The 22,937-nt window shown below is 56.9% G+C and carries 24 protein-coding genes and 1 tRNA gene; 3 read left to right on the forward strand and 22 right to left on the reverse strand.

The window, feature by feature from the left end:
* Positions 1-34 precede the first annotated feature (34 nt).
* Positions 35-610 (forward strand): division control transcriptional repressor DicD, encoded by a 576-nt coding sequence (gene dicD, locus ACSBQS_RS16485; RefSeq protein ID WP_015376374.1) that lies wholly within the window; start codon positions 35-37, stop codon positions 608-610.
* Positions 611-770: 160 nt separating this feature from the next.
* A tRNA-Phe gene (locus ACSBQS_RS16490) sits at positions 771-846 on the forward strand.
* 776 nt (positions 847-1,622) lie between these two features.
* Here ACSBQS_RS16490 and ACSBQS_RS16495 read toward each other — a convergent pair.
* From ACSBQS_RS16495 to ACSBQS_RS16560, 14 genes are all read right to left on the reverse strand, one after another.
* Complete coding sequence (locus ACSBQS_RS16495) at positions 1,623-1,907, reverse strand: hypothetical protein (RefSeq protein ID WP_197750094.1); 285 nt, start codon at positions 1,905-1,907, stop codon at positions 1,623-1,625.
* A 137-nt stretch (positions 1,908-2,044) separates the two neighbouring features.
* Positions 2,045-2,584 carry a helix-turn-helix transcriptional regulator gene (locus ACSBQS_RS16500; protein ID WP_197750095.1) on the reverse strand — a complete coding sequence of 180 codons (540 nt, stop codon included), beginning with the start codon at positions 2,582-2,584 and terminating at the stop codon, positions 2,045-2,047.
* A gap of 298 nt (positions 2,585-2,882) precedes the next feature.
* Positions 2,883-3,704 carry an MrpH family fimbial adhesin gene (locus ACSBQS_RS16505; RefSeq protein ID WP_197750096.1) on the reverse strand — a complete coding sequence of 274 codons (822 nt, stop codon included), beginning with the start codon at positions 3,702-3,704 and terminating at the stop codon, positions 2,883-2,885.
* A gap of 159 nt (positions 3,705-3,863) precedes the next feature.
* Positions 3,864-4,172: an MrpH family fimbial adhesin gene (locus ACSBQS_RS16510; protein ID WP_197667000.1), complete on the reverse strand. Its 309-nt coding sequence runs from the start codon at positions 4,170-4,172 to the stop codon at positions 3,864-3,866.
* A gap of 91 nt (positions 4,173-4,263) precedes the next feature.
* Positions 4,264-5,058, reverse strand: a complete 795-nt coding sequence (locus ACSBQS_RS16515) for an MrpH family fimbial adhesin (protein ID WP_197666999.1) — start codon at positions 5,056-5,058, stop codon at positions 4,264-4,266.
* Positions 5,059-5,298: 240 nt separating this feature from the next.
* The gene (locus ACSBQS_RS16520) at positions 5,299-5,952 is read right to left on the reverse strand and encodes a fimbrial protein (protein ID WP_197750097.1); all 654 of its coding nucleotides are present in this window, start codon (positions 5,950-5,952) and stop codon (positions 5,299-5,301) included.
* Positions 5,953-6,008: 56 nt separating this feature from the next.
* Positions 6,009-6,542: a fimbrial protein gene (locus ACSBQS_RS16525; protein ID WP_434991209.1), complete on the reverse strand. Its 534-nt coding sequence runs from the start codon at positions 6,540-6,542 to the stop codon at positions 6,009-6,011.
* Positions 6,543-6,552: 10 nt separating this feature from the next.
* Positions 6,553-6,966, reverse strand: coding sequence for a fimbrial protein (locus ACSBQS_RS16530; RefSeq protein ID WP_232093971.1), 414 nt, complete (start codon positions 6,964-6,966; stop codon positions 6,553-6,555).
* Between the two features lie 94 nt (positions 6,967-7,060).
* Positions 7,061-7,558, reverse strand: a complete 498-nt coding sequence (locus ACSBQS_RS16535) for a fimbrial protein (protein ID WP_197666997.1) — start codon at positions 7,556-7,558, stop codon at positions 7,061-7,063.
* Between the two features lie 36 nt (positions 7,559-7,594).
* Positions 7,595-8,170: a fimbrial protein gene (locus ACSBQS_RS16540; RefSeq protein WP_197750099.1), complete on the reverse strand. Its 576-nt coding sequence runs from the start codon at positions 8,168-8,170 to the stop codon at positions 7,595-7,597.
* Between the two features lie 28 nt (positions 8,171-8,198).
* Positions 8,199-8,951: a fimbria/pilus periplasmic chaperone gene (locus ACSBQS_RS16545; protein WP_405052942.1), complete on the reverse strand. Its 753-nt coding sequence runs from the start codon at positions 8,949-8,951 to the stop codon at positions 8,199-8,201.
* A gap of 18 nt (positions 8,952-8,969) precedes the next feature.
* The gene (locus tag ACSBQS_RS16550) at positions 8,970-11,504 is read right to left on the reverse strand and encodes an outer membrane usher protein (RefSeq protein ID WP_197666995.1); all 2,535 of its coding nucleotides are present in this window, start codon (positions 11,502-11,504) and stop codon (positions 8,970-8,972) included.
* A gap of 43 nt (positions 11,505-11,547) precedes the next feature.
* Positions 11,548-12,090: a fimbrial protein gene (locus tag ACSBQS_RS16555; RefSeq protein ID WP_415640337.1), complete on the reverse strand. Its 543-nt coding sequence runs from the start codon at positions 12,088-12,090 to the stop codon at positions 11,548-11,550.
* A 94-nt stretch (positions 12,091-12,184) separates the two neighbouring features.
* Positions 12,185-12,712 (reverse strand): fimbrial protein, encoded by a 528-nt coding sequence (locus ACSBQS_RS16560; RefSeq protein ID WP_197666994.1) that lies wholly within the window; start codon positions 12,710-12,712, stop codon positions 12,185-12,187.
* A gap of 415 nt (positions 12,713-13,127) precedes the next feature.
* Between ACSBQS_RS16560 and ACSBQS_RS16565 the strand changes: the two genes are divergently transcribed.
* Positions 13,128-13,883 (forward strand): winged helix-turn-helix domain-containing protein, encoded by a 756-nt coding sequence (locus ACSBQS_RS16565; protein WP_434991212.1) that lies wholly within the window; start codon positions 13,128-13,130, stop codon positions 13,881-13,883.
* A 78-nt stretch (positions 13,884-13,961) separates the two neighbouring features.
* On the opposite strand, the gene ACSBQS_RS16570 is transcribed toward ACSBQS_RS16565, so the two are convergent.
* The 8 genes from ACSBQS_RS16570 to entS all read right to left on the reverse strand — a co-directional run bounded on the left by ACSBQS_RS16570 (position 13,962) and on the right by entS (position 22,819).
* On the reverse strand, positions 13,962-14,453 hold the full coding sequence (locus tag ACSBQS_RS16570; RefSeq protein ID WP_197666992.1) for a hypothetical protein: 492 nt from the start codon (positions 14,451-14,453) through the stop codon (positions 13,962-13,964).
* Positions 14,434-15,186, reverse strand: a complete 753-nt coding sequence (locus tag ACSBQS_RS16575; protein ID WP_332107776.1) for a winged helix-turn-helix domain-containing protein — start codon at positions 15,184-15,186, stop codon at positions 14,434-14,436. The genes ACSBQS_RS16570 and ACSBQS_RS16575 overlap by 20 nt, the downstream gene beginning before the upstream one ends.
* Positions 15,187-15,512: 326 nt before the next feature.
* Positions 15,513-16,133, reverse strand: coding sequence for a DUF2238 domain-containing protein (locus ACSBQS_RS16580; RefSeq protein ID WP_197750101.1), 621 nt, complete (start codon positions 16,131-16,133; stop codon positions 15,513-15,515).
* A 120-nt stretch (positions 16,134-16,253) separates the two neighbouring features.
* A complete protein-coding gene (locus ACSBQS_RS16585; RefSeq protein ID WP_405052941.1) occupies positions 16,254-17,273 on the reverse strand; it encodes a YncE family protein in 1,020 nt (339 codons plus the stop codon).
* Between the two features lie 106 nt (positions 17,274-17,379).
* Positions 17,380-18,240: an isochorismatase gene (locus ACSBQS_RS16590; protein WP_046898181.1), complete on the reverse strand. Its 861-nt coding sequence runs from the start codon at positions 18,238-18,240 to the stop codon at positions 17,380-17,382.
* A 3-nt stretch (positions 18,241-18,243) separates the two neighbouring features.
* The gene (locus tag ACSBQS_RS16595; protein WP_197666988.1) at positions 18,244-19,872 is read right to left on the reverse strand and encodes a (2,3-dihydroxybenzoyl)adenylate synthase; all 1,629 of its coding nucleotides are present in this window, start codon (positions 19,870-19,872) and stop codon (positions 18,244-18,246) included.
* 7 nt (positions 19,873-19,879) lie between these two features.
* Positions 19,880-21,085 carry an isochorismate synthase gene (locus ACSBQS_RS16600; protein WP_046688082.1) on the reverse strand — a complete coding sequence of 402 codons (1,206 nt, stop codon included), beginning with the start codon at positions 21,083-21,085 and terminating at the stop codon, positions 19,880-19,882.
* A 477-nt stretch (positions 21,086-21,562) separates the two neighbouring features.
* Positions 21,563-22,819 (reverse strand): enterobactin transporter EntS, encoded by a 1,257-nt coding sequence (entS, locus tag ACSBQS_RS16605; protein ID WP_033641586.1) that lies wholly within the window; start codon positions 22,817-22,819, stop codon positions 21,563-21,565.
* Positions 22,820-22,937: the final 118 nt, after the last annotated feature.

Below are 22,937 nucleotides of genomic sequence, written 5' to 3' on the forward strand. Positions count from 1 at the left end.
ACTGAGGTTCTGAACCGAAGAGGAGGAAGCACAAGTGCAACGTGAACACGTCCTTGATACCGCGCTGGGCCTGTTGGAACAACAGGGCCTGGCGACCGCCACATTAGAGATGCTGGCGGAAAAACTCGACGTTCAGCCCGGCGATCTCAAACGGTTCTGGCCGGATCGCGAAGCGCTGCTGTACGACTGCCTGCGCTACCACGGCCAGCAGATCGACACCTGGCGCCGCCAGCTGCTGCTGGATGAAAACCTGAGCCCGCAGCAAAAGCTGCTGGCGCGCTATGACGTACTGGCGGAATACGTGCAGCAAGACCGTTATCCCGGCTGCCTGTTTATCGCCGCCTGCAGCTTCTTCCCAGAAACGGATCATCCGATCCACCAACTGGCGGAGCAACAGAAGTTGACCTCGCTGGAGCTGACCCGTGAACTGCTGCGCGACATGGACGCCGACGACGCCGACATGGTGGCGCAGCAAATGGAGCTGATTCAGGAAGGCTGCCTGAGCAAACTGCTGGTAAAACGTCAGCTCCAGGACGTATCGGTCGCCAAACGGCTGGCGGAAGACATCTTGCAGGTGGCGCAGTGCCGCCGCAACGGCGCGTTGAGCTGAATCGGCAGGGTTGGCGGCGCAGCCAACCCAAGGTGATAGCCAGAACAGGCGCATTTTTTGCGCCCTTTGCCTGAAAAGCCAGCAACCGGAGGCGTTTTAACGTCTTTCACGCATAAAGCCGTTGACGGCTTTCGGCCAATACGGTTTAATGCTGCCCGTTGCCCGGATAGCTCAGTCGGTAGAGCAGGGGATTGAAAATCCCCGTGTCCTTGGTTCGATTCCGAGTCCGGGCACCATCTTCAGAAGAACCCGCCTATGGCGGGTTTTTCGCTTTCTGAGATACGGACTCTCCATCGAACTGCGTTCGATTATTCGGCCTAAAGGCCTCACCCTACGGGCCAGCGCTGAAGCGCTGTTCAACGCGGCGCCAGCGCCGGTTGTCCGAGTCCGGGCACCATCTTCAGAAGAACCCGCCTATGGCGGGTTTTTCGCTTTCTGGGATACGGACTCTCCATCGAACTGCGTTCGATTATTCGGCCTAAAGGCCTCACCCTGCGGGCCAGCGACATAAGACGAATGCACCCTTATCTGCTTGGCATCCCCCCAGAAACGTTGGCTTCAAGGATAACCGGGTTACCGTATTCTCGGCATTAAGCGTGAAAGTGGCGGCGCCAGGCGAGTCGTGCTCCATTTCGTTGAGGCGGAACTCACTCCCTGATAAAAATGCTACGCCATACAATGCCGAAGCAGCGTCAATGATGACGTCGTAATGCCAACCACCTGGAAGCATGGCCGTAGCCTCGAATAGACAACTGCCTTTTCTTCATCCGCTGCGCATGTTTGTAGAATGAATAGATGCTTAAACAGAACAAGAATATCGCAAAATAAAACAAATCCACTTCACCTTTCCCTTGGTGTAGATAATACCCAACGTAAATTACGCACAGCTACCTTCGCTGCCAACGATAACAATTCACCGAAATTATGCTTTGGATCGAAACAACAGGCTATTTAATCAATAGTCACAAAAAAAGCAGGGAGGATGGCCCTGCTTGTTATTTAAAAATCAATATTATTGACATAGTGGCGAGTATTTTTTCATAAACGGCGATTCGCAGATCGCATTCATGACTTCGCCTTTATCTTTCTCTTTAGGCTTAGCGCCTGAGTTGGTGTTGCCTGCACATTGCCCGCCATTTTTCCCCTGGCCATTGATGCATTGGCCAAAATCGCTATTGCCGGCGCCGCTGGCGTTGCCATTATTGCCCTGCACGTTCTGATTGCCGTTAAAACCGGCATGGGCATAAGACGCCATCATGATACAAGCGCCGAGAAGCAAAGCCGCCGTCTTTTTCATAACTTTCCCTTTCTTTTATTTAATAAATGAATAAAACAAGAATTAATATTTCCCTGAGGAATTTAAGGCATAATCCACTATCATTTAGCGTTATAAAGATAACAGATATGAATACTTTAAATTATCCCCCATCACGGTTAGGAATAGTCTTCCTTTTGCGATAGCAGCCAGTAAATAAACTCATGATTGCGGTTCAACATCAGTTTACCCATCACCGAACGTTTATGGCTGTGCACCGTTTTAACGCTCACGCCCATTACTCTGGCGGTTTGCGATTGATCCAACCCGCGCCGCAAATACCCGACTACCTGCCGCTCACGGGGGGTCAGCGATTGGCTGGGAAAAAGGCAGAATGGGCGTACTTCGTCCTTCAGCGCCTCGGCTAACACCTCAAATACCCTGCTTTTATCGTCCATTCGGTACAAGACCAGAGTCGCGTCGCTCACCGGGACGCTGCGCCGCGCTTTAATCGTCACCGTACGGGTTCCCGCGCAGGCGGGCCAATGCCGGGTGCGGCGCGCTGCCGAAACCAGCAACAGGTCTGGCCGCTCGCCACAGCCCGGCGTTAAGAAGTTCAGCGCTTTATTGTGGCCTTGCGCATATTTTACGAGACAATGTTTTAACCCTGCTGCAAAGTAATGGTTTTCATCGTCGATGATAATTTTCATTGATTTCATTATGCTTCCTCTCCACGCATGTTTTTATTGAAAAATACGGTTCATCAACGGCCTGGGTTTTAAAATAAAGTGTTCATGCCGCCCCAGCCAGGAATAAACCGGGAGACATATCACACAATGCGTTCGTTATTATTAATTTCTGCCCAATTAAATTACGGCATCACTTTCCCAACCCATCGGCTTATAGCGTAAGGTGAAAAATGTCAACGGATGCGCTCAGTCCGTTATTGCTATCAGCATTTAGGGTTGAGGCTTCGCCGCAGGTTAAGCATTTCGCTCTCTCTTTTCCTCTTCTCCATCAGAGCAAACCAAGAATAATGACCGTCGATCCCTGAAACTCCCCTTCGCCCTGGCTATAACCGTTTAGCGTGGAGGTGATGGTGAACGTTTGCGCCGTTGGCGTGAGCCTGACGCTCATCCCCTCGGCCAGATCGACCCCATTGACTTTCAAATCACTTTTCAACCCCTCCCCCATTTCCAGCACGCTCTTTTTGTCGGCAGACCTAATCCGGACCCAGTAGGGTGTCGTGCAGCTCGCGCTTATTTGCGCGCTTGCCGTATGGCCATTGACCTGATCGGGCGTCAACCGGCCATGGTTTAATTCAAGAGACGTTTCGGTAAAGTCACAAAAGGTCGGAATCAACTCAGACGGCTGACACACGCTGCTCCCGCCGGGCAGTCTGACAAAGCCTGAACCTGAGGTATGCACTTTCCGATAAGCAAGGAGAAAGCAATATGATTCAGGTTGAAACAACACATTCTGTGATTTAAATACTCGGTTTAAATAACCGGCATCAGCAAATATCTTCGCCAACTCCCCCATCGTTTGGGCATGCTCTGCCCCAGGAACCGGCATCGTTTCCGTGAAAGCAGTGCCCGCTGATAAAGAACTCGTATATACTATGGCCATTTCACACATAAGACGCTGAGCCGAAAAAACTCCACATTCTCTATACAGAGGGTTGGGAGAGGGATCATTCTGCTCAAAACTGACCACGCTGACATAAAATACCCTCTTATTATCATCCCTCGGATCGTACTGCACATTCAGCGTCCATGCAGCCGCCGCCGAACCAGAATAAAGCAGAGGAACAAGCATCAACCATTTAAATAGTTTCATTAGTACACCTAATTTACAACCCTTCCTTTTCATCTCATTTCTCTTAATCCGTTGGCACCACAAGAAATTTATTTATCACAATCTACAAAACGCTACCATTCAGGTATCCCTGAAGAATCTCTTCTATTCAAAAACACTTAACATCAGGTTTTATTTTACCTATGGAAAATCCACAATAACCACGGTTGAACCCTGAAAGGTACCCACACCAGCTTTATAACCACTTAGCGTTGAGGTTAAGGTCAGTGTTTTCTCCATCGCTCCAAGCATTTCACTATATCCGTTACCCAGATCGACACCGTTAATCTTTAACGTGCTGTTTAACCCATTCCCTAAGGGGACTGTGCCTTTTTTATCAAACATCCAAATGACCACCGAGTAGTCTTGATTACATGAGGCATGAATCTGCGCGCTCGCCGTATGCCCATTGACGCCGTTGGCACTGATGACGATATTGAGTGATTTCATTTGCCCTATTCATAACTGAATGACTTTAGCTTTCTCAAGATAAGTGAATAAGCATCGGACCGATCATATTTCCCTTATTGCTCCTGACACATCAGGGGATACTTAGCATTATCACTTTCGAACCTTGAAATTCACCGACGCCGCTGGGGGAACCGCTCAGCGTTGAACTTAATGTAAACGTCTTTCCTGCCGGACCGACCACCGCCTTATGCCCAATACCGAGATCGTCGCCGTTTACTTTCAAGTGACTGGTGATCCCACCACCCAGCTGAAGATCGCCTTTTCCATCCTGTGCGACAATCAATAATTTGAAATCTTTATTACAGACCGCTCTAAAGGAACTGCTGACGGTATGGCCATTCACCCCTTTACTCGTTACCGAACCGTGCTTCAACTCAATATAGGGCTCCTCAATGCTGCAGTATGTGGGGATAATTTCCGCCATCGTGCAATTCAGAGCCCCTCCGTCTATTGGTGCAGCTTGCCCCGTGTTTTGCATATATCCCAATGCATAGCAGTTCTGTTCGAAGGCAGACGTAGTGTAAGATTTTACCACCTGATTTAAATAGCCTTTCCTGGCGAAAAGATCGGCTAACTCCCCCATCGTTTTTAAGTCTGATGCCTCCTGACCTAAGTAAAATGATTCATTAAACCAGCTCATATGGGTGGGAGAGTTATAGTATATTACAATACGGCACCTACTATCATTGCCCGTAACAGGGCTATAACAGAAACGTATAGGGTTCGGGCTGGAGTCGTCCACGTCCCATCTTATAACTTTAACTAAATACTGGCCAACCGGTGGTGAGTATTTTACGTCTAACTCCCAGCTACCTTTAGCCTGAAGTGAAAAAATCAGCATAAAAAAAAGCAAAAACGGTTTCATATCTCACTCCATAAAAACATGATTCCTCTTTATAAGAGACCCATAAAAACTCAGCCCAGAACCCCTGGCTATTTATTGATATTTAGCCAGAGACATTACCTGGCTTGATAAAACATAAAATGAATAAAGAGATCGATGTAGATCATCCGCGAAGACCCATTCTTCATAGCGAATATGTCAGAAAAATAGACTCATAATAAGCTACTTGAAAATTAAATTTGGCCCACCAATTATCCACTTTTAATCGTAATTGAGGCTAAAATCCACTGTTGCCCCAAAACTCCCCGCCCGCAAAGGCGCGCCGGTACGTTCAGCCATCACGCTGTAGTTCAACACATTGCTGCCCGGCGTCAGCCACAGTGGCTTGCCGCGGCTGCCCAAACGAATGTCTTCGCCCTGGGCATCCAGCAGGCGCAGCCCCATACCGCTCACGCCCTGCGCTTTCACCAACTGCGGGTTGTCCGCATCGGCCGGTGCACGGAAGCTCACCCGCACCGCCGGCTGATCCGCCGCCCAGCTCAGCGCACCGGTGCGTTCATCCCGGCTCGCCGCCGGGCTGCGCAGGCAATCACGCAGCCGCAACGCAAAGCGCACCACCGCGCCGCGATCGCCGGTTTGCGTCAATGACCCGGTCGCTACCTCACCCAGCCAGACTTCCTGCCGCAGGCTGTCCATCTCCAGCCGGCAGGCGCTTTCGGTCAATGCCCCCCTGACATAAAGCACACCGTTAGCGCCATCCACCTCCCAGTTATCGACGGCCTGCGCAGCCGGCAGCAGCCACATCATGGCCGCCAAACTGAGCGGCGCCATCAGCGCCAGGCCACCCAACGAGGCGTAATAACCCAGTTCTCCGCGCAGGTATGCCCAGTCACGCACCGTCTGTTTCCCTGTCATAGTTCTCTCCTGATAAAATGGGGGCTTAGGGCCGTTTGCCGTCACGCTAAACATGCTTACTCATATTCCAGGCCGAAAGTCGCCACGGCGGAAAACGCTCCCAGGCCAATGCTCTTCTGCGCTAGCGCCTGCGGTTCCCCTTGCACATAAACCTGCAGCTGCAGGCTATTGTTCCCCTTGGCGATCGAATAGCTCTCGCTCGGTTTATTCATCGCCAACGGCTCACCCGTCGCCGTCTCCAGCCCCAAAGCGATCCCGGTCGCCATACTGGCGCCATCCGGTTTTAGCAACCCTGGCAGCGCACCGCTTTCGGCACCGGTGAAGGTCACCTTCACCGTGTTGCCCAGGCTGATGTCACAGTCCTGCAGCACCAGACTGAACGCCTTACCGGGAGTACGGCCATAGGTATACAGGTACTTATCGATCACCGTACCGAAATCCAAGCGGATATCCTCATCACCCGGCCGCAGCGTGCAAGGCTCGGCGACCAATGCCCCGCTGAACTGCATATTGTCCGCCGCGCCGCACAGCGCCGGCGCCCACATCGCCAACCCCCCCAACGCCGCCGTACCGATCCCTAACCGTTTCATTGCATTATCCTTATTGGTAGTTCGCCTGCAGCGTCGCCGTGGCGGAGAATGCCCCTTCCGTCAGCGTCGCTCCCGGCTTGGCCACCGGCATCGCTTCCAGCCGCGGCGGATTCGCCGGATCGACCTTAATCGCGCTGTTGATGAGCAGCGAGGCGCCATTCTGATAAAGCCGGATGCCGAGATCGGTTTTGTTCGTTTGCACCGCCGTCTTGTCGAAGGCGGTCGCCGTCCCTTTGACCATCAACACCACCTCCCACGGCAGTGCGCCCGGCGAATCGCAGCGGATGGTATAATCCACCTTCTGCCGGTAGTTCTCACCGTTCACCTTGTTGATACCGACCCGATCGCCGAATTCGATCGCCAGCGTGCCACCGTCGCTGATCGTGCAGGGAGGCGGTGCGCGCAGCCCTCCCTTCAATGTCATGCCGGCCTCCACCGCGCCCCTGGCCGGAGAGCCCGTTAACGCGATGGCGCAGCACAACATCAAGATCGCCTCTTTTCTCATCCTGCTCTCCCGTTTACTGGTAATCGACGCGCAGTGTGGCAGAGGCGGTAAACGCCCCTTCCGGCAACGTGGCTGCCCCTAATTTTACCGGCGCCGCTTCCAGCTTCGGTGGATTCCCGGAGGAATACGTGAAGTTCTGCCAGCTGTTCAGCTTGACTTTTACCCCATCTTGAAAAAACACAATCCCCAATCCACCAAAATTGGTTTTCAATGCAGAGCCGTCAAACGTCGTCGGTGTGCCTGCAATCTGCATCATCATGGCGTTCTTTCCCGGGTTCTTGCAGCTGATGGAATAGTCCACCAGCGTCTTGTAATTGCTGCCATTGATACGCGTGGTCAACACCTCGTCGCCGAAATCCACCTCAATGGGTTTGCCGCCGTTGATCTCACAAGGCAGCGGAGCCAGTATGGTAACTTTCACGGTCAGCGGCGTCCCTGCCCAGGCGGGAGACAAAATCCCCACCAGCAGGATTGCCCCCAGCACCCGATGCCGTCTGTTCCTTCTCTTCATCCGCTCTACCCTTTTTTGCCGTTCGCCGCCATCACGTCAGTCATAACTCAGGCTAGAATCCACCACCGCACGGTAACTCCCCGCCATCAGCGGCGCGGCGGTGCGTTCCGGTGCCACCTGGTAGGTCAACGTATCGCTGCCCGGCGTCAGCCACAGCGGCTTGCCGCGGCTGCCGAGCCGCACGTCTTCACCACCCGCGTCCAGAAACCGCAGCCCCAGCCCGCTCACACCCTGAGCTTTCACCAGCTGCGGGTTATCCACGTCCGCCGGGCCGCGCAGGCAGTCGCGCAATCGCAGCTCCAGCACCACCGCCGCACCGCGATCACCCACCCTCGCCAGACGCCCCGTCGCCACGTCTCCCAGCCAGATGTCCTGACGGGCGCTGTCCATCTCTAACCGGCAGGCGCTTTCCGTCAACGCGCCGCGCACCTCAAGCACGCCGTTGGCACCGTCTACCTGCCAGTTATCCACGGCATGCGCCGGCGGCAGCAGCCACAGTAACGTCGTCAGGCTGAGCGGCGCCATCAGCGCCAACCCGCCCAACGCGGCGTAGTAACGCAGCTCTTTCAGCACATAGACCCTTTCATGCGCCTCATCATTCATCCTTGCCATCCTCCCCTCCAGCCATATCCTGGCTGCATTACGACGCTTTCTTCTCCGGCACCACTTTGCAGACCGTACCCGCACAGTTGAAGCTCAACTGCGGGCGGCCGCCGTAGTCGTTGATGTAGGTCAACACCGGGCTGTTACCCAAGCTCCCGGCACTCACCGCCAGCGGCGCGCTGCCCTTCGGCTCGATCATTAACGGTTCGAACCCCTTGGCGCCTTCAATGCCTTTGCGGCTGGCGGCGTCAATCAGCGTGACGTAAAACGGCGTCGGGTTGTTCACCACATACTTGTCACCCTGCTTGCTCAGCGTCAGCTGCTCCTGCCACGGCGCCGCGTTGCGCTCCGGCGCGATCGCCGCCGGGCGGTAGAACAGCTTGATGCGCGTTTGCAGCGCGATTTGCAGCGAGTTCGGTTTGTTGCTCTTCGGCGGGATCTCGCGCAGGTTGAAGTAGTACAGCGTCTCGCGGTCCTGCGGCAGCATCTTCGCCGCCGGCAGCGCCTGGATCTTCACCTGGCTCGGCTTACCCGGCTCGATGCGCTGCACCGGCGGCAGCACCGTCAACGGGCTCTGGATCTTGTTGCCCTGCGCGTCTTCCAGCCAGCCCTGCGCCAGGTACGGCAGCTGCTTGTTCTGGTTGCTCACGCTCAGGCTCACCGACTGCACGCTGCCGTCGAAAATCACCCGGGTGCGATCCAGCGCAATGGCCGCCTGCGCGGTTGGCGCCAGGGTGCCGGCCAGCAACGACGTGGTGGCCAGCAGGCCGATGGCGTTACGTTTGCTCATCATAAAAAACTCCTCAATTCAGTGTTCTTCGCCGCCCGCACCGGCGCTTAACGCCCGGCACGGCAGCAGTAAATTGGCTGTCAGCATCTCGGCTGGCAGCGGTGTTGGCATGTGCACTTCGCACTGTTCAGCGCCGTTCCAGCGCACCGTCATGCGTTCCCCGGCGTTGATGCCGCTCAGGTAAACGCTGCCACCGTCATTGACGATGCCGGTCTCCTGCTTACGGGCATTCAGCACTGTGGCACCGAACGGCGGTTCACTGCCGTCCGCCAGCTTGATCACCGCCATCGCCTTCTCACCGGCGATCACTTCAAATTTGCGATAACCGATGGCGCCCTCGGTCAGCGTCGCCTGCACCACCGATTTGGTGGCCTCGGCGTTGTCGCCGAGCTTGTCCAGATCGATGCTGGCCCGGTTGCGGTAGTAACTGTTGACGTCCGACACCACCGCTTTGCCCCAGCGGTTGGTCGCCACCGCGCTGCCGTAGCCGCGCACCGGCACCCCAGCCACGCCTTCGGTATCCAGCAGCAATCGGGTGCCGCCTGCGATGCTGCTGCGGTGCAGCGCCCCCCCTTCGGGGGTTAGCGTCATGCCGCCCTGCAGCGAGCCGCCGACTGCGCTGTACCTGTCCTGCAGGTAGCTGGCGTTGGCGCTCAGCCGCGCCATATCACCATCGCGGTTGTAGTAACCGCTCAGGTTGGCGCCGCTGCGCGAACTGCCGGCGCTGAGCTGGTAGTTACTGCGATCGTCGATGCGATCGTAGTACCCCACCCGGTGGGTGTTGTCATCACGGTTCACCGTGGTGTTGTAGCTCAGCGTGGCACCGTTGCCCCACGGCACCGACAGCCCCAGATACATGCCGTCGTCATTGCGCTCGTTGTAGCGGTTACGGTACGCCGTCAACGACAGGCTCAGGTTTTTAAACCGCCCCAGATCGAAATAGCGCGCCACCGTCAGGTTGTAACGATCGTTGGATGGCCGATCCCAGTAGGTCTGGTGCTCATAGTTGAGGTAGGCGCTCAACCCCAGCTCGCGCAGTTGCTGGTTGTAGGTGATGGTGTACATCTCCTTGTTGCCGCCGAAACGCTCCCCATACTGACGTGCCGACAAGAACTCGCTCATGCTCATAAAGTTCTCTTCGGAGAAACGGTAGCCGGCGAAGGTCACCTGGCTGTCCAGCTCGTCGAAGGTCTTCGAGTAGCTGAGGCTGTAAGACTTGCCGCTCAGCGTCTGCTCATCCTGCGGCAAGCGGGCGCGCGATTGGGTAATGTCGAAAGACAGCGCCCCCAACAGCATCAGATCGCGGCCAATCCCCACGGAAGCTGCGTTGTAGTCCCCGCCCAGCAGCGCGCCGCCGTACAGCGACCAGCCGTTGCTCACCCCCCAGGAAAATTCGCCGGTGCCGAACAGCGGCCCCTGATAACGGTGATCCATATCCGACGGCTTGCCCATCGCCAGCTTGTAGCGCAGCGAGCCCGGCCGCGTCAGGTACGGGATGCTGGCAGTGCTCATTTTGAATTCCTGCACGCTGCCGTCCTGCTCCTCCACCCGCACATCCAGATCACCCGATACCGCATCGTTCAGATCCTGAATGCGGAATGGCCCCGCAGCGACCGTGGTCTCATACAGCACCCGCCCCTGCTGGCTGACGGTCACCTTGGCGTTGCTCTTCGCTACCCCGACCACCTCCGGCGCGTAACCGCGCAGGTTGGGCGGCAACATGTTGTCGTCAGAGCGCAAACTCACCCCGCCGAAACGGAAGCTGCCAAACATGCGAAAGTCGAGATAGTCCTCACCCAACGTCAGGTTCGAGCGCAGCGCCGGCACGGCCCGGTAGGCATAGTAACGGCTCCAGTCCAGCCGCTTTTGCGTCGGCAAATCTGAACCGCTTTGGTGGTTTACGTTCGCCTGCCAGTCGGCGCGTAGCCGCCAGGCCCCCAGGTTGGCGCCCGCCGTGCCGTTGCCGCTGACGCTGTAGCCCCGCGTGCCGCTCTGCTGTTGATGCTGGGCCTGCGCATTGAGGTTGTAATCCAGCAGCACGCCCGGAATGCCTTCATCCCAGCGCGACGGCGGATCCCAGTCTTCCGAGACATAGTCCAGGTAGGCCTGCGGGATGCTCAGATAGAGCGACGAGGTGGCCAGCTCGCTGCGCATTTCCATGCCCGGTAGGCTGGCTTCATCCAGGCAGGTGCCGTCACGCCACCACGTCAGCGTTTTCAGCTTTGCTTCCTTGAGCCCCAGTTGCGCCACCAGTTCAGGCGTCAGGCAGGCGCGGCTGCCATTGGTATCATTGTCAGGTGCGTAAAACGCGATCGGCTGCTCCTGCAGATCGTTCTTGTTCACATGCACCACCATGCTGTACTGACCGGGCATGATGTAGCCGCTGCGCGAGAACTGGCTCAGATCGATGTTTTTACGATCGTTCACGTCCAGCACGTCGGTGTTGAACTGAATGTCCTCGGCTGCGCCGACTTTGCCCATCAGGCAGCCCAACGCCACGCAGGCGCTCAGAATATGCAAACGAAACGGTTTCCCGGCAGGCGACAACATCATGTTCACAACCTTTTATTTATTGGCTTTCCTTAAAACATCGGGCTCAGTAATAATCCATTTTGAAACGCACCGATGAAAAATAACTGCCGGCCTTCAATGGCCGCTGATTGCTGATTAACGTCATGGCGTAATTCAGACGGTAACTCCCCGGCAAAATATCCACCAACGGCAAAGGAATGCCTGGCCTGGCGATATTTCCCGCCGAGTCGGTAATTCTCAGCGCCACGCCGGAGATATCACCACCAATACCAAACAGCTCGCCATCGGCGTGACCGTCAAAGGTCACCTGGAATTGCCTCCAGTCCGGCAATGTTTTATTTTGTCGTTCAAGAATGCAGTTCACTAATTCAATACTGAAAGGCACATGTTTACCTTCCCCACCGCGCGCAATATCAGAAAATGGCGTGATATCCATTTCAATAATCTGCTCCCGGCTCTCCGTCGCGATGGCGCAGGCAGTATCGATAATGGCGCCTTGCATATTGACTCGCCCTTGCCCTTGCGGTGCAGATATAACCGAACCGACGCAGCCAAGCAGCAATACCAATAGGCAAGAAGCCCGAAAGCCCATTAACCAACGTTTCATACTCATTCCTTTGCGAAATAAAACGCCTTGCGTTAAATGGCATGCGGGTTACCCCGCATGCCCGATAATCACACGTCTGCCGTCAGGCTAGGGCTTACTGGTAAGCCAGGGTGAAGTCGGCTACGGACTGGAATTCGCCCGGGGTGATCACAGCATTAGAAGCGCTGGCGCCCTGCAGGTAAGCGGAGAAGGCCAGGGTGTTGCTGCCGTTCTGCAGAGTTTGCGGCTTAGACGCTTTGCCCAGTTCGATGTTGGTGCCGGCGCCGTCGGTGATGGCGATGCCTGCACCTTTGGCGGAACCGGTGATGCCCAGCAGCTTGTCGTTGGCTTCGGACTGCGCACCGCTGAAGGTCAGCGCGACGGATTTCTCGTCGGACAACTCACAGTTTTCCAGCTTGATTTCAAAGTTACGCGGGGTGGACTTGCCACCGTTTTTCAGCGCTACGTTGGAAATCGCGCCCAGCGCAACAGTCTGGTCCAAAGAGTCTGGCGCGATAGAGCAAGGTGCTTCGATAATAGAACCCGAGAAAGTCACTTTACCGTGGCCCTGGTCAGCGGCGTGCGCCAGAGAAGAAACACCCAGTGCCATTGCGGCGGCCAGCATAATTTTATTCAGTTTCATATAAATCCCTTACATTCCTTAGTAAGCAGTGGAGTAAATTAAATCCGTAATTCACGCATGCAATGCCGCAGCTTTATTCCTGAGCGTTGTATTCGTGGCTAATACATAGCGTTTTTGCGCTCCGTATCAGTGGGAACAAATTTACACCCTCCGATCTCATTTTGAAATGTTATGTCGATAAAATACAAAAACACAGGATTATTATCGATAAAATAATAATTAAATAGATTTTAAAACTAAAAAATAGAATTTAATTATCAATATTTATTTAAAAAAACTTGTAAGCAGATAAACATTTCATGTCAATTATACGGATAGAGAGAAAAATCCTATTTACACGCAGGGTGAAGGATTGAAAAAAGCCGCATCAGGTCTCAGAATAATCCCTCGACAGGAAAGTTGATGGGTAAATGAAATGATTTTTATCATAAATGAAGACATCCTCTTTAATGAGGATGAGGGCACGCTGTCGCATGTCGATAATGCCAGTAATAAAATAGCGTTACTTAAACCTACCAGCAGATTGCTTTCGTTGTTTATCCGCAATAATGATAAACTGCTGCTGCGAGAGAGGTTGCTTAATGACGTCTGGGTTGAGCATGGGCTCAAAGCCTCCAATAACAACCTGAATAATTACGTTTCGGGCCTGCGTAAGTCATTGGCGCAGTTCGGCGTGGAAGATATTATTGTGACTTACCCCCGCCAGGGGTTTAAATTTAATGCTGCAAGCATTCAACAGATGGATATAAATACCGATGAGATTAATAATAATGATTATAGCGAAACCGAAGTAGCGTCAACACCGCCACCTATTACACGAACGCCGAGCTTTCGCCGTGCTGTACAGCGTTTAATTATGATTGTGGCCGCTTGTTTAGTGCCGTTTGCCGCAATTGTGCTTTACCAAAACAGCACGCGCATCAGCGTTTATCCGCTGGGCAATGAGCAAAATTGCCAAATTTACACCATGCGGTTAGGCAGCGGCGAGCTGGCAAACATTAAGAAAGAGATACGGCAAGCCGGCTTCGACTGCCAATACCGGGCGGATGTCTATTACTATGACAACATTCGCAATGAGGGCGCCGAGAAGGACGAACAGTGGTTAACCTATTGTCCACGTGCAAGCAACAGTCCCTGCATAAATAATTATATCGATAACCACCAGCCTTAACTTTTCTGCATTGACACCCAGGGTCAATAAACATCGCTCCCCGGCATCAAGCCGGGGTAAGCGTCAGGTTGTGATGCACTACCGGCTGCTAGTACAGACAAAGCTCGGCGAATAATTGTTAACAAACAGGTAATGATGCTTATCCAATTGCTCCACACGCAAATGCAACTGCTGCCCCACCACGGGTAGTAGGTTGCTCAGCGTCTCGCTCGCGACTGAGTCTTGCGGATTAAGACGGTTTTCTCTGATCTGCATGTTGTAATAACTGCCTCTGCGTTGATAATTGACCACGAGTGCTCTGTCGATGTTGTATCGCACGCCGTTACTGTAGAGACTGCCGTTCAGCAGTATTATCGCTTGCCCCGCCCCCTCGGGCACAACGCTCACCAGCAATATTCGCTGCAATGTGGCATCCTTCAATTGGTTCGTCACCCTCACCGTCGCACGACATTCCGGAATGCCGGGTTTCATAAACAAAAAATAAGCGGACACCGCACAGATCGCCAGGGCCAAGGCGCTCAGCAGAACATAACGTCTGCGCCACATAAACTTAAAAAACCTGATTTTCATGGATGTTCTCGCATTGCGCTTTGGCACCGGCCATTTTCACCTGCGGGCAATAATAAAAATATGAGTTCCTAAATCGTTCGTGGGTACCTTTAACGATCGACCGGCTGTCGTAATAGAGCAAGGTGGCCGGCTCATCACATTGAATATTATTGTTTTTCTTCAGCAGCGCTTTCAGCTGAGTTAAATCAACCATTTCGGGTGTTACCTTGTGGTAAGACGTGATGAATTTCACCTCGCACTCCCCAATTTTACCGACAGACAGCGTTCTCACCGGCTCATATCCTGTATCGTTCCAGGCCCATATCGCACTGCCCAGCGCCGCAATCATCAGTGCGGCAACGCCAATGCGTTTACCACGCGCCTGACTGCGTCGGGGGGCAAACTCGCCCCCTCTTTCGCCCAAGTTCTGCACCTCAGAAACTTCCCGAATCGTCTCGAGCGCTACGGGAGCCAGACTGTCCGTCGTCTTCAACGAAGCGGCAGTGAACATAAATCCCTGGCGCGGCAACGTGACGATAATGTCGTCCTCGCCCATGGCGGCGAACATCTTGCGCAGGATGGAAATGGTGTTATTGAGGTTATTGCCGGAGGCCACCTGGCCGTGCGCTTCCCATACTTGCGTCAGCAGGGTATCGCGGGAGACCACCAGATTATTGTTTCTGACCAACGCGGACAGCAGGCGGTTCAGCGTGGCGGTGAGCGGTTGAGGCGGCAGCTCAGCGTTGAGATCCACCAACTCTGATCTATCCTCATGATATTTAATCTTATTATTAATTACGTATCTCATTGTTCCCCGCTCAAAAAACTAATTAATAATAATTAGCCCTTGTTAAACATGAGAATAGTAGCACACGGCATGAGTTAAGAAAATTCCTAGAAAAACGCATAAAAAGCTAAATAAACATAAATATAGGAAATAACATTGCGCTGTCTCACAGGGCGCCAAACATTTAACTGATGATTGTCGATTTTTATCATGTCGATATTAAAAATGCCGCCCGGCAAATACCGGGCGGCACGAGAAATATCCATTTTCACCAGGCTCAACCGCCGCCGGGCTTACGTCTTTAAACGCCGCAGTTGCCGATCCTGCCAGCCACCGAACAGCCATTGACCGGCTATCGCGCCGAGCAAGGCGCAGAACATGTCGGACTGCGTGTCCCACGGGTCGCCCTGGGTGCCGAGAAACTCATCGGCGCCCTGGCCCAGCGCCAGCGCCGCCCACCACTCGATCAGTTCGTACACCGCGCTGATGGCCAGCGCGATACAGCACACCACGAAGCCCAACATCTTGCGGCCCTGCACATAACCGCCGCGCAGCAGGATCTCGCGCGCCGCCAGCGCCGGCACCAATCCCTGGAAGAAATGCCCCAGTTTGTCGTACGGGTTGCGGCCAAGATCCAGCCACTGCTGCACCTCAAATCCCAGCGGCACGCGGGCATAGCTGTACATGCCACCGAAAATCAGGATCAGCGCGTGGAAGAAAATCAGCGTATAGAGCAGCGGCGTCAGCGGATAACGGCGATGGGTCAGCCACAGCAGCGGCAAAACGATCAATACCGGCGCCACCTCCATCAACCAGGTGGTGCGATCGTAAGGGCTGATGCCGCTGTGGATCAGCGCGGCCAGCAGCAGCAGGGTGATAACGGACAACAACAGCGGTGTGCGTGAGGCAGGCATAACCAACGTTCCTTCGGATCAATAAGGCAATCCCCTCTTTATACCGCAGATCGCACGGCGAAAAAAAACAGGCGGAGCGTCGCCGCTTCGCCTGTTCGAGGGGGGTTATTCTACGCGGGATTACTTCAGCGCTACGCGGATCACGTCGTCCGGCGCGGTCGCCTCTTTTTCGCGGCTGGAAGCCTGCTTGACGCTGACGTACAGCGTCTGGCCATCCGGCGACAGCGCCAGGCTGTTCGGATGGGTCGGCGTCTTGATGGTGTTCAGCACCTTGTAGCTCTTGGCGTCAATCACGCTCACTTCGCCCGCCTGGCGGTGGGTGACGTAGACTTCATTGCGCACCGGGTTGAACAGCACCGCCAGCGATTCCGGCACGTCGATCTTGCTCAGGATGTTGCCGTTGCGGGTATCCACCACCAGTACCTGCGGCTGCTTGGAATCGGTGATGAAGGCGCGGTGAGTGGCGGTATCGAGGCTGAGGTTCAGGAAGAAGTGCTCTTTAGCTTCATCCAGCTTCTTGCGCGACAGCACCTTGTTGCTCTGGGTATCGATGGTCACCAGCTCGCCGTCGGCGTTGGTGACGTACAGGCGCTTGGCGGCGGCGTCCAGCGCCAGGCCGGTGCCGTATTTGCCGGTGTCGGTCACGGTGGCGCGCAGGGTCAGATCCTTGCCGTCCACCACCCACACCACGCTGGATTCACCCAGCCCGGTAATGTACAGGGTATCGCTGTCGGCATCCGCCACCAGCTCGCGCGGCGCCAGCGGCTTGACGGTTTCGGAGCGCTGGCGCGCGTCCAGCACCAGGCGGCCTTTCACGTCGCCGGTCTTGGCGTCGATGGCAGTCACCGAATTATTGACGGTATTGCCGAAGAACAGCGTACCGGTCTTGGCGTTGACGGCTGCGCCAAACGGCTTGATGTCGTTATGGATAATCTGGGTCACGTCCAGCGTGGCCGGATCCAAACGGTAGACGATGCCGCCCTTGTCCAGCTTGCGGCTCTGCGACGTCGCCAGGTAGAGCGCGTTCTCGCTCGGGCTGTAGGCCATTTCATAGGCACCCTTGCCGACCGGCTTGCGCAGCACGTCCGGCGCGGTCTGCGCCAGCAAGGTGTTGGAGAACAGCAGCGTAGACAGCAGCATCAGCGGAAATGCCGCCCGTCTTCCCTTGGTGATCAAAGCATTCATCGAAATTTCCTTATAGAGCTAACGGGGCGACCGCGCGGCCGCCCTCTTTTCATTATTAAAATCAGGCTTTCTCTTCGGAAAGCAGCGCCCACCAGCTGTCGATGGTCGGGTTGCGCGCCAGCGCGATAAAGTCGATATCGCCGCGGATCTTGCGCCAGCGGGTCGCCAGCTCCATGATGCGCACCGAATCCAGACCGTAATCGATCAGGTTTTCATCGTTGCCCATCTCTTCGCTGTCTTCGTCCAGCAGCGGCAGGATTTGCTGACGCAACGCGTCGATGCTGGCGATGCCGGCCGCCGGCAGCAGAGACGCGGTGGTCACCACCCGGCCGCAGCGGCCGGCGGTGTAGCGCAGCGCCATCAGGTGTTCGTCACGCGAGAAGTCCGCCAGGCCGTCGGCCACCATGAAAGGCTGGATGTTGCGCATGAAGGCGTCGATGGCGGTGGTCAGGCAGCCGATGTGCGCATACACGCCGCAGATGATCAGCTGATCGCGGCCGGACTCCTGCAGGATCTCCTGCAGCGGCGAGCGGTGGAAAGCGCTGTAGCGCCATTTCACCAGCACCGTGTCGTCTTCGTCCGGCGCCAGCGCGGCGGTCACCGCCTGCTGCTCGGGGTGTTTGTTCAGGCCCGGCCCCCACATGTCGTTCAACAGCGCGCGGTCTTCATCGCTCTGCTGGTTCGGCTGCGCGGTATAGAACACCGGAATGCCCTGCTGTTTGCAGTAGCGACGCAGGTTGGCGATGTTCTCCACCACCTGTTTAATCAGCGCGCTGTCTTCGCCCCAGAAATTGAGGAAATACTGCTGCATGTCGTGGATCAGCAGCGCGGCGCGCTGCGGTTCTACCTGCCAGGTGACTTTATTTTGCGGCAGTTCGTCCGCCGTCGGCAGCGCGTAATCATTAAGTTTTGGAATGGCCATCAATTAATCTCCCTGAGCCTGAGTCTGTAGTTGCGCGTCGAGCTGCTCGCGCAGCCGTTTTTTGTCCACTTTGCCGACCGGAGTCAGCGGCAGGCTGTCCACCTGAATAAAGCGATCCGGCAGTTTGAAGTCCGCCACGCCCTGTTCGCGCAGGTGGCGACGCAGCACCACCGGCTTCAGCGGCGCGTTGGCGATGATATAGGCGCAACTCTTCTCCCCCATCAGCGCGTCCGGCATCGACACCAGCGCGGCGTTGATCACGTCCGAATGACGCAGCAGCAGGTTCTCGATCTCCTCGGCGGCGATCTTCTCTCCGCCTCGGTTGATCTGGTCTTTTTGCCGCCCTTGTACGGTGATGTAACCGTCTTCGCTAATGCTGATCAGATCGCCGGAGCAGTAAAAACCGTCGGCGTCGAAGGCGTCCGCGTTGTGCGCCGGGCTCTGGTAGTAACCGCGGAAGGTGTAAGGCCCGCGCGTCATCAACCGCCCGATCTCACCCGCCGGCAACGGATTGCCGTCGTCGTCCGCCACCCACACTTCGTCGTCCGGCGACATCGGCCGCCCTTGCGTCGTCAGGATGTGGCGTTCGTCGTCGTCCAGCCGGGTGTAGTTCACCAGCCCTTCCGCCATGCCGAACACCTGCTGCAGTTGGCAGCCGATTTCGTTCTGAATACGCGCCGCCAGCGTTTCGCCCAGCTTGGCGCCGCCCACCTGCAGCAGTTTCAGGCTGGCGAGCTGGGCATTGCCGCCCCACTCTTCGATCGCCTGCAGCCACAGCGTGACCGCCGGCGGCACCAGCGCCGTCACGTTGATTTGATGCTGTTCGATCAGGCGGAAGCACTGCGCGGCGTCCGGATCGGCGGCGAACACCACCAGTCCGGCGCCATAAAACACGCCCAGCACGCCCGGCGAACTCATCGGGTAGTTGTGCGCCACCGGCAGCGCGCACAGATAGCGGGTCTGCGCGTCGAAACGGCAGATCTCCACGCTGCGGCGAATGCTGTAGTAGTAATCGTTGTGGGTGCGCGGGATCAGCTTCGGCGTGCCGGTGCTGCCGCCGGAAAGCTGGAAGAACGCCACCTGATCGGCCGCGGAAGGCCGCGCGACAAAGCCATCGCTCGCTTCTTCCAGCCAGGCGGCCAGCGCCAGCTCGCCCTCGGGCTGGCTGCGCAGCGCCACGGCACGCAGCGAAGGATGCGCATCGCGGAAGGCGTTCAGGAATTGATCGTCGGCAAACAGCGCGTGCCGGCGATCGGCGATCAGCAGCGCCGGTTTGATCTGCTCGGCATAGGCGTTCAGCTCGCTGCGCTGATGGCTGAACAGCGCGTTGACCGGCGCCACGCCAATTTTCAGCAGCGCGAAGAACACGATATAAAATTCCGCCACGTTGCCCAGCTGCACCAGCGCGGTGTCGCCGGATTTCACGCCGCGGCGCAGCAAAGCGGCCGCCAGGCGATCGGCGCGCTGCTGCAGCTCGCGGTAGGTCAGGCTGCCCTGGGCGTCGATAATCGCCGGAGCGTCGTTGTTGGCCTGGCGGTCGAGGATCTCGGTCAGCGGCTTGTCAATCCAGTAGCCGCGCTCGCGATAGCGGCTGGCGAACTCCGCCGGCCAGGGGGTAAAGGCAATGCTCATCTTGTCGTTATCCTTGATTCATACCAAAGGCACGCAGAATGGTGCTGAGTTTGGTACCTGTTTCATGCCATTCAGATTCGGGTGAAGAGTCTTCCACAATGCCGGCGCCGGCGAACAGTCGCACCCGGTTGCCGTCAACGGTGCCGCAGCGGATAGTCACAACCCACTCGCCGTTGCCTTCGTCGTCGCACCAGCCGACGATGCCGCCGAACAGGCCGCGATCGAACGGCTCCAGCTTGCCGATCAGGGCGTGCGCCTCGGCCGTCGGCATGCCGCACAGCGCCGGCGTCGGGTGCAACAGGCAGGCCAGCGACAGGGCGTTTTCGTCCGGAGACGCCGCCTCGCCGTCGATCGGCGTGGAGAGATGCCACAGCGTGGTGGTGGTCAGCAGTTCAGGGGTGTGCGGCACGTTCAGGTAGCGGCAGCGGCCGGCCAGCACGTCGCGCATGCTTTCGGTGACGATGCGGTGCTCGTGGCGATCTTTCGCCGAGGCCATCAGCCGCTCCCCCACTTCGCGATCGCGCTGCGGATCGGCCTCGCGCCGGGCGGAACCGGCCAGCGGGTTGGAATAGAAACGGCCGCCGTCCTGGCGCAGCAGCAGCTCTGGGCTGGCGCCCAACAGCGCGCCCTGCTCCAGCGGCACATGGAAGTGAAAACCGTGCGGGTTCTGGGCGATCACGCGCGCCATCAGCGCATGGCGATCCACCGGCTGGCGCGTTTCGATCTCCAGCAGGCGCGACAAGACCACTTTATCCAGCTCACCGGCCTTCATCGCGGCAACGGCGTCGCTGACCATGTTCATGAACGTCTGCTGCGGCGGCAGCTCCGTCACCCCGGCCAGTTCAGGGCCGTTCGCCGAAGGCCGAACGCCGGCCATAAAGGCGGCGCGGTCGAACCAGCGGCTCTGCTGGGGAACAAACAGCGCCGAAGGCTGCCGGGTATCGAACGGGATGGCGCCGCACAGCAGCGGCTTTTTGATGCCGGCCTGACGGGCCTCGGCAAACGCCTGCCGCACGCGGCGCTGGAACTCGCCGTTCAGATCGGCGCCGTCCGCGGCCGGCAGGCGAATGCGGCTGAAACAACCGGTGGTGGTCAAGCTGCGGTAAGGGGAGGTAAAGAAGAAGCCCGACGCCGGAGAAAAATCAGCGGCGAACCGGTGTTCTTCGCGCTCCTGCATTTCCTTTCGATTGATGTCGTTCACGGCAGTAACCATCGCTTCGCCCTCAAGAATTTGAAGTGATAACCAATATAATAATGATTATCATTTGAGTTGATTCCGCGCTAAATTACTCGCCGATATTTGCTATGTCAATAAACGTAAGCACTTCTTTCATTTCGAAATCATGACATAAACGCTGTGGGTTTTACGCATGCCGATGATAAGCCAGGCTGCGCCCCACCCTTGACCGTGGCGCCGTCGCAGACCCAAAAGCCCGTAATCAAGGCGGAGGGTGCAGGGCATAGCGGGCCTATGTTCCAGCCCGACAAAGCGGAGTACGGGCTTTTGGGGCGCGTCCCGAAGGGCTGGGGCCATTTGGACGCGCATCGGTGTTGCGAGTCGCTTATTTGGCCCACCAAACCTCACGACTCGCGCCTTGCTGCGCGCCCAAATGACCGCCAGCGGCGCTCACGTGCAAGGGTGGGACGCAGCCTTTTATTTGATCCCACAGCGTTGTCTTAACGCGTTCGACTACTTTTCTGTGGCGGGCTGCGGCTCCGGTTTGTGCAGCGTAACTTGGCGCAAACCGGTCATGGCGAACAGCAACAGGATGCCGAGCAGCGCCGCGCCGAAGCCGAAACCGCTGGCGCTCATCGCCGGCAGCATAAAGGCGCCCATCGCCCCCAGCAGCAACGCGCCCAGCGCATCGCCCACCACGTTCTGCGCCGTCCACAGGCCGTTGATGCGGCCAAGGAAATTGTCCGGCGTCAGGCCCTGGATCAGGCCGTATTGCAGCAGCGAGTTCAGCGCGCTCAGGTAGCCGAACGCCACCAGGCACAGCAACGCCAGGCTGTACCACGGCATCAGGCCGAACAGGCCAATAGAGGCGAAAGCCGCGATCGCCGTCAGCAGCATCACCCAACCGGGGCGCGCCACGTGCGCCACGCGCCCGCTGGTGAACGCACCAATAGTCGCGCCGAGCGGCACGGCGGCGTACATATAACCGAGGTGGGCTGCGTCGATGCGCCAGCTTTCCGCCATCGCCGGGTACAGCACGCGCACCGCGCTGGCCATGGTCAGCAACGCGCCGATCAGCGCCACCATGCCTATCACCTTGTTCTGGAACAGGAAGGCGAAACCGCCCGCCAGCGCGCGCAGCGGATGTTCACGCGGCTGCGGCGGCGGCATCAGCTGCGGCAGGCTCAGCAGCGGCAGCAACGTCAACAGGGTGCCGAACGCCGCCAGGCCGTAGTTCCAGGCGATGCCCATATGGGCGATCACCAGGCCGCCGATGGCCGGGGAAAGAATCGAGCCGAAGCGCACCGTCAGCATGCTGATGGCGCCCGCCTGCACGATGTTTTCGCGACCCACCAGCGCCGGCGTGGCCGCCAGCAGCGCCGTCACCCCCACGGCGCCGAAGAAACCGTCCCACACCGCCAGCAGATAAATGGCCGCCAGCGAAGGTGACGGCAACAGGGCGTTGAGGCACAGGCCGACGAACCCGATGCCGCAAGTGGAGCGCGCGAACAGGATCAACCGGCGCCGCTCATAGCGATCGGCCAATACGCCGCCCATCAGCAGCCCGGCGAACATGCCGCCGCCGGCCAGCGTCACCGCCAACCCGACCTGCAGGGTGGAACCGGTCAGCGCCTGGATCTGCACCGGGATGGCGATCGCCATCAGCCCCAGCGCCACAATGGAGATGAAACGCGCGCAGAATACCGCGCGAAAGGCCCGGTGGGTTTTCAGCAGGCTAAAATCAAGCAGGATGGAGGGTTTGCTACTCATCGGTTGTTCACCACATCTTTAAACGGGGATTCTGCAGTTGCGGAGCGCTATGCTAGCACAGATAACGAAATCAATAATGATAATAGAAATCATTGATATTCAATTGTGAGCGGACGCA

Origin of the sequence: Serratia sp. H402Y (genome assembly GCF_051172415.1) — a bacterium.
In the GTDB taxonomy this organism is placed as follows: Bacteria; Pseudomonadota; Gammaproteobacteria; order Enterobacterales; family Enterobacteriaceae; genus Serratia; species Serratia ureilytica.

Bases quoted from the DNA above. Each gene is read 5' to 3' on its own strand.
- ACSBQS_RS16520 (WP_197750097.1), bottom strand. From the start codon at position 5,952: ATGACAGGGAAACAGACGGTGCGTGACTGGGCATACCTGCGCGGAGAA.
- ACSBQS_RS16550 (WP_197666995.1), bottom strand. From the start codon at position 11,504: ATGATGTTGTCGCCTGCCGGGAAACCGTTTCGTTTGCATATTCTGAGC.
- ACSBQS_RS16565 (WP_434991212.1), top strand. From the start codon at position 13,128: ATGATTTTTATCATAAATGAAGACATCCTCTTTAATGAGGATGAGGGC.
- ACSBQS_RS16600 (WP_046688082.1), bottom strand. From the start codon at position 21,085: ATGGTTACTGCCGTGAACGACATCAATCGAAAGGAAATGCAGGAGCGC.
- ACSBQS_RS16595 (WP_197666988.1), bottom strand. From the start codon at position 19,872: ATGAGCATTGCCTTTACCCCCTGGCCGGCGGAGTTCGCCAGCCGCTAT.
- ACSBQS_RS16585 (WP_405052941.1), bottom strand. From the start codon at position 17,273: ATGCTGCTGTCTACGCTGCTGTTCTCCAACACCTTGCTGGCGCAGACC.
- ACSBQS_RS16500 (WP_197750095.1), bottom strand. From the start codon at position 2,584: ATGAAATCAATGAAAATTATCATCGACGATGAAAACCATTACTTTGCA.
- entS (WP_033641586.1), bottom strand. From the start codon at position 22,819: ATGAGTAGCAAACCCTCCATCCTGCTTGATTTTAGCCTGCTGAAAACC.
- ACSBQS_RS16545 (WP_405052942.1), bottom strand. From the start codon at position 8,951: ATGAGCAAACGTAACGCCATCGGCCTGCTGGCCACCACGTCGTTGCTG.
- ACSBQS_RS16515 (WP_197666999.1), bottom strand. From the start codon at position 5,058: ATGAAACCGTTTTTGCTTTTTTTTATGCTGATTTTTTCACTTCAGGCT.
- ACSBQS_RS16530 (WP_232093971.1), bottom strand. From the start codon at position 6,966: ATGACATTGAAGGGAGGGCTGCGCGCACCGCCTCCCTGCACGATCAGC.
- ACSBQS_RS16525 (WP_434991209.1), bottom strand. From the start codon at position 6,542: ATGAAACGGTTAGGGATCGGTACGGCGGCGTTGGGGGGGTTGGCGATG.
- ACSBQS_RS16590 (WP_046898181.1), bottom strand. From the start codon at position 18,240: ATGGCCATTCCAAAACTTAATGATTACGCGCTGCCGACGGCGGACGAA.
- ACSBQS_RS16560 (WP_197666994.1), bottom strand. From the start codon at position 12,712: ATGAAACTGAATAAAATTATGCTGGCCGCCGCAATGGCACTGGGTGTT.
- ACSBQS_RS16570 (WP_197666992.1), bottom strand. From the start codon at position 14,453: ATGAAAATCAGGTTTTTTAAGTTTATGTGGCGCAGACGTTATGTTCTG.
- ACSBQS_RS16495 (WP_197750094.1), bottom strand. From the start codon at position 1,907: ATGAAAAAGACGGCGGCTTTGCTTCTCGGCGCTTGTATCATGATGGCG.
- ACSBQS_RS16540 (WP_197750099.1), bottom strand. From the start codon at position 8,170: ATGGCAAGGATGAATGATGAGGCGCATGAAAGGGTCTATGTGCTGAAA.
- ACSBQS_RS16535 (WP_197666997.1), bottom strand. From the start codon at position 7,558: ATGAAGAGAAGGAACAGACGGCATCGGGTGCTGGGGGCAATCCTGCTG.
- ACSBQS_RS16505 (WP_197750096.1), bottom strand. From the start codon at position 3,704: ATGAAACTATTTAAATGGTTGATGCTTGTTCCTCTGCTTTATTCTGGT.
- ACSBQS_RS16580 (WP_197750101.1), bottom strand. From the start codon at position 16,133: ATGCCTGCCTCACGCACACCGCTGTTGTTGTCCGTTATCACCCTGCTG.
- ACSBQS_RS16510 (WP_197667000.1), bottom strand. From the start codon at position 4,172: ATGAAATCACTCAATATCGTCATCAGTGCCAACGGCGTCAATGGGCAT.
- ACSBQS_RS16555 (WP_415640337.1), bottom strand. From the start codon at position 12,090: ATGAAACGTTGGTTAATGGGCTTTCGGGCTTCTTGCCTATTGGTATTG.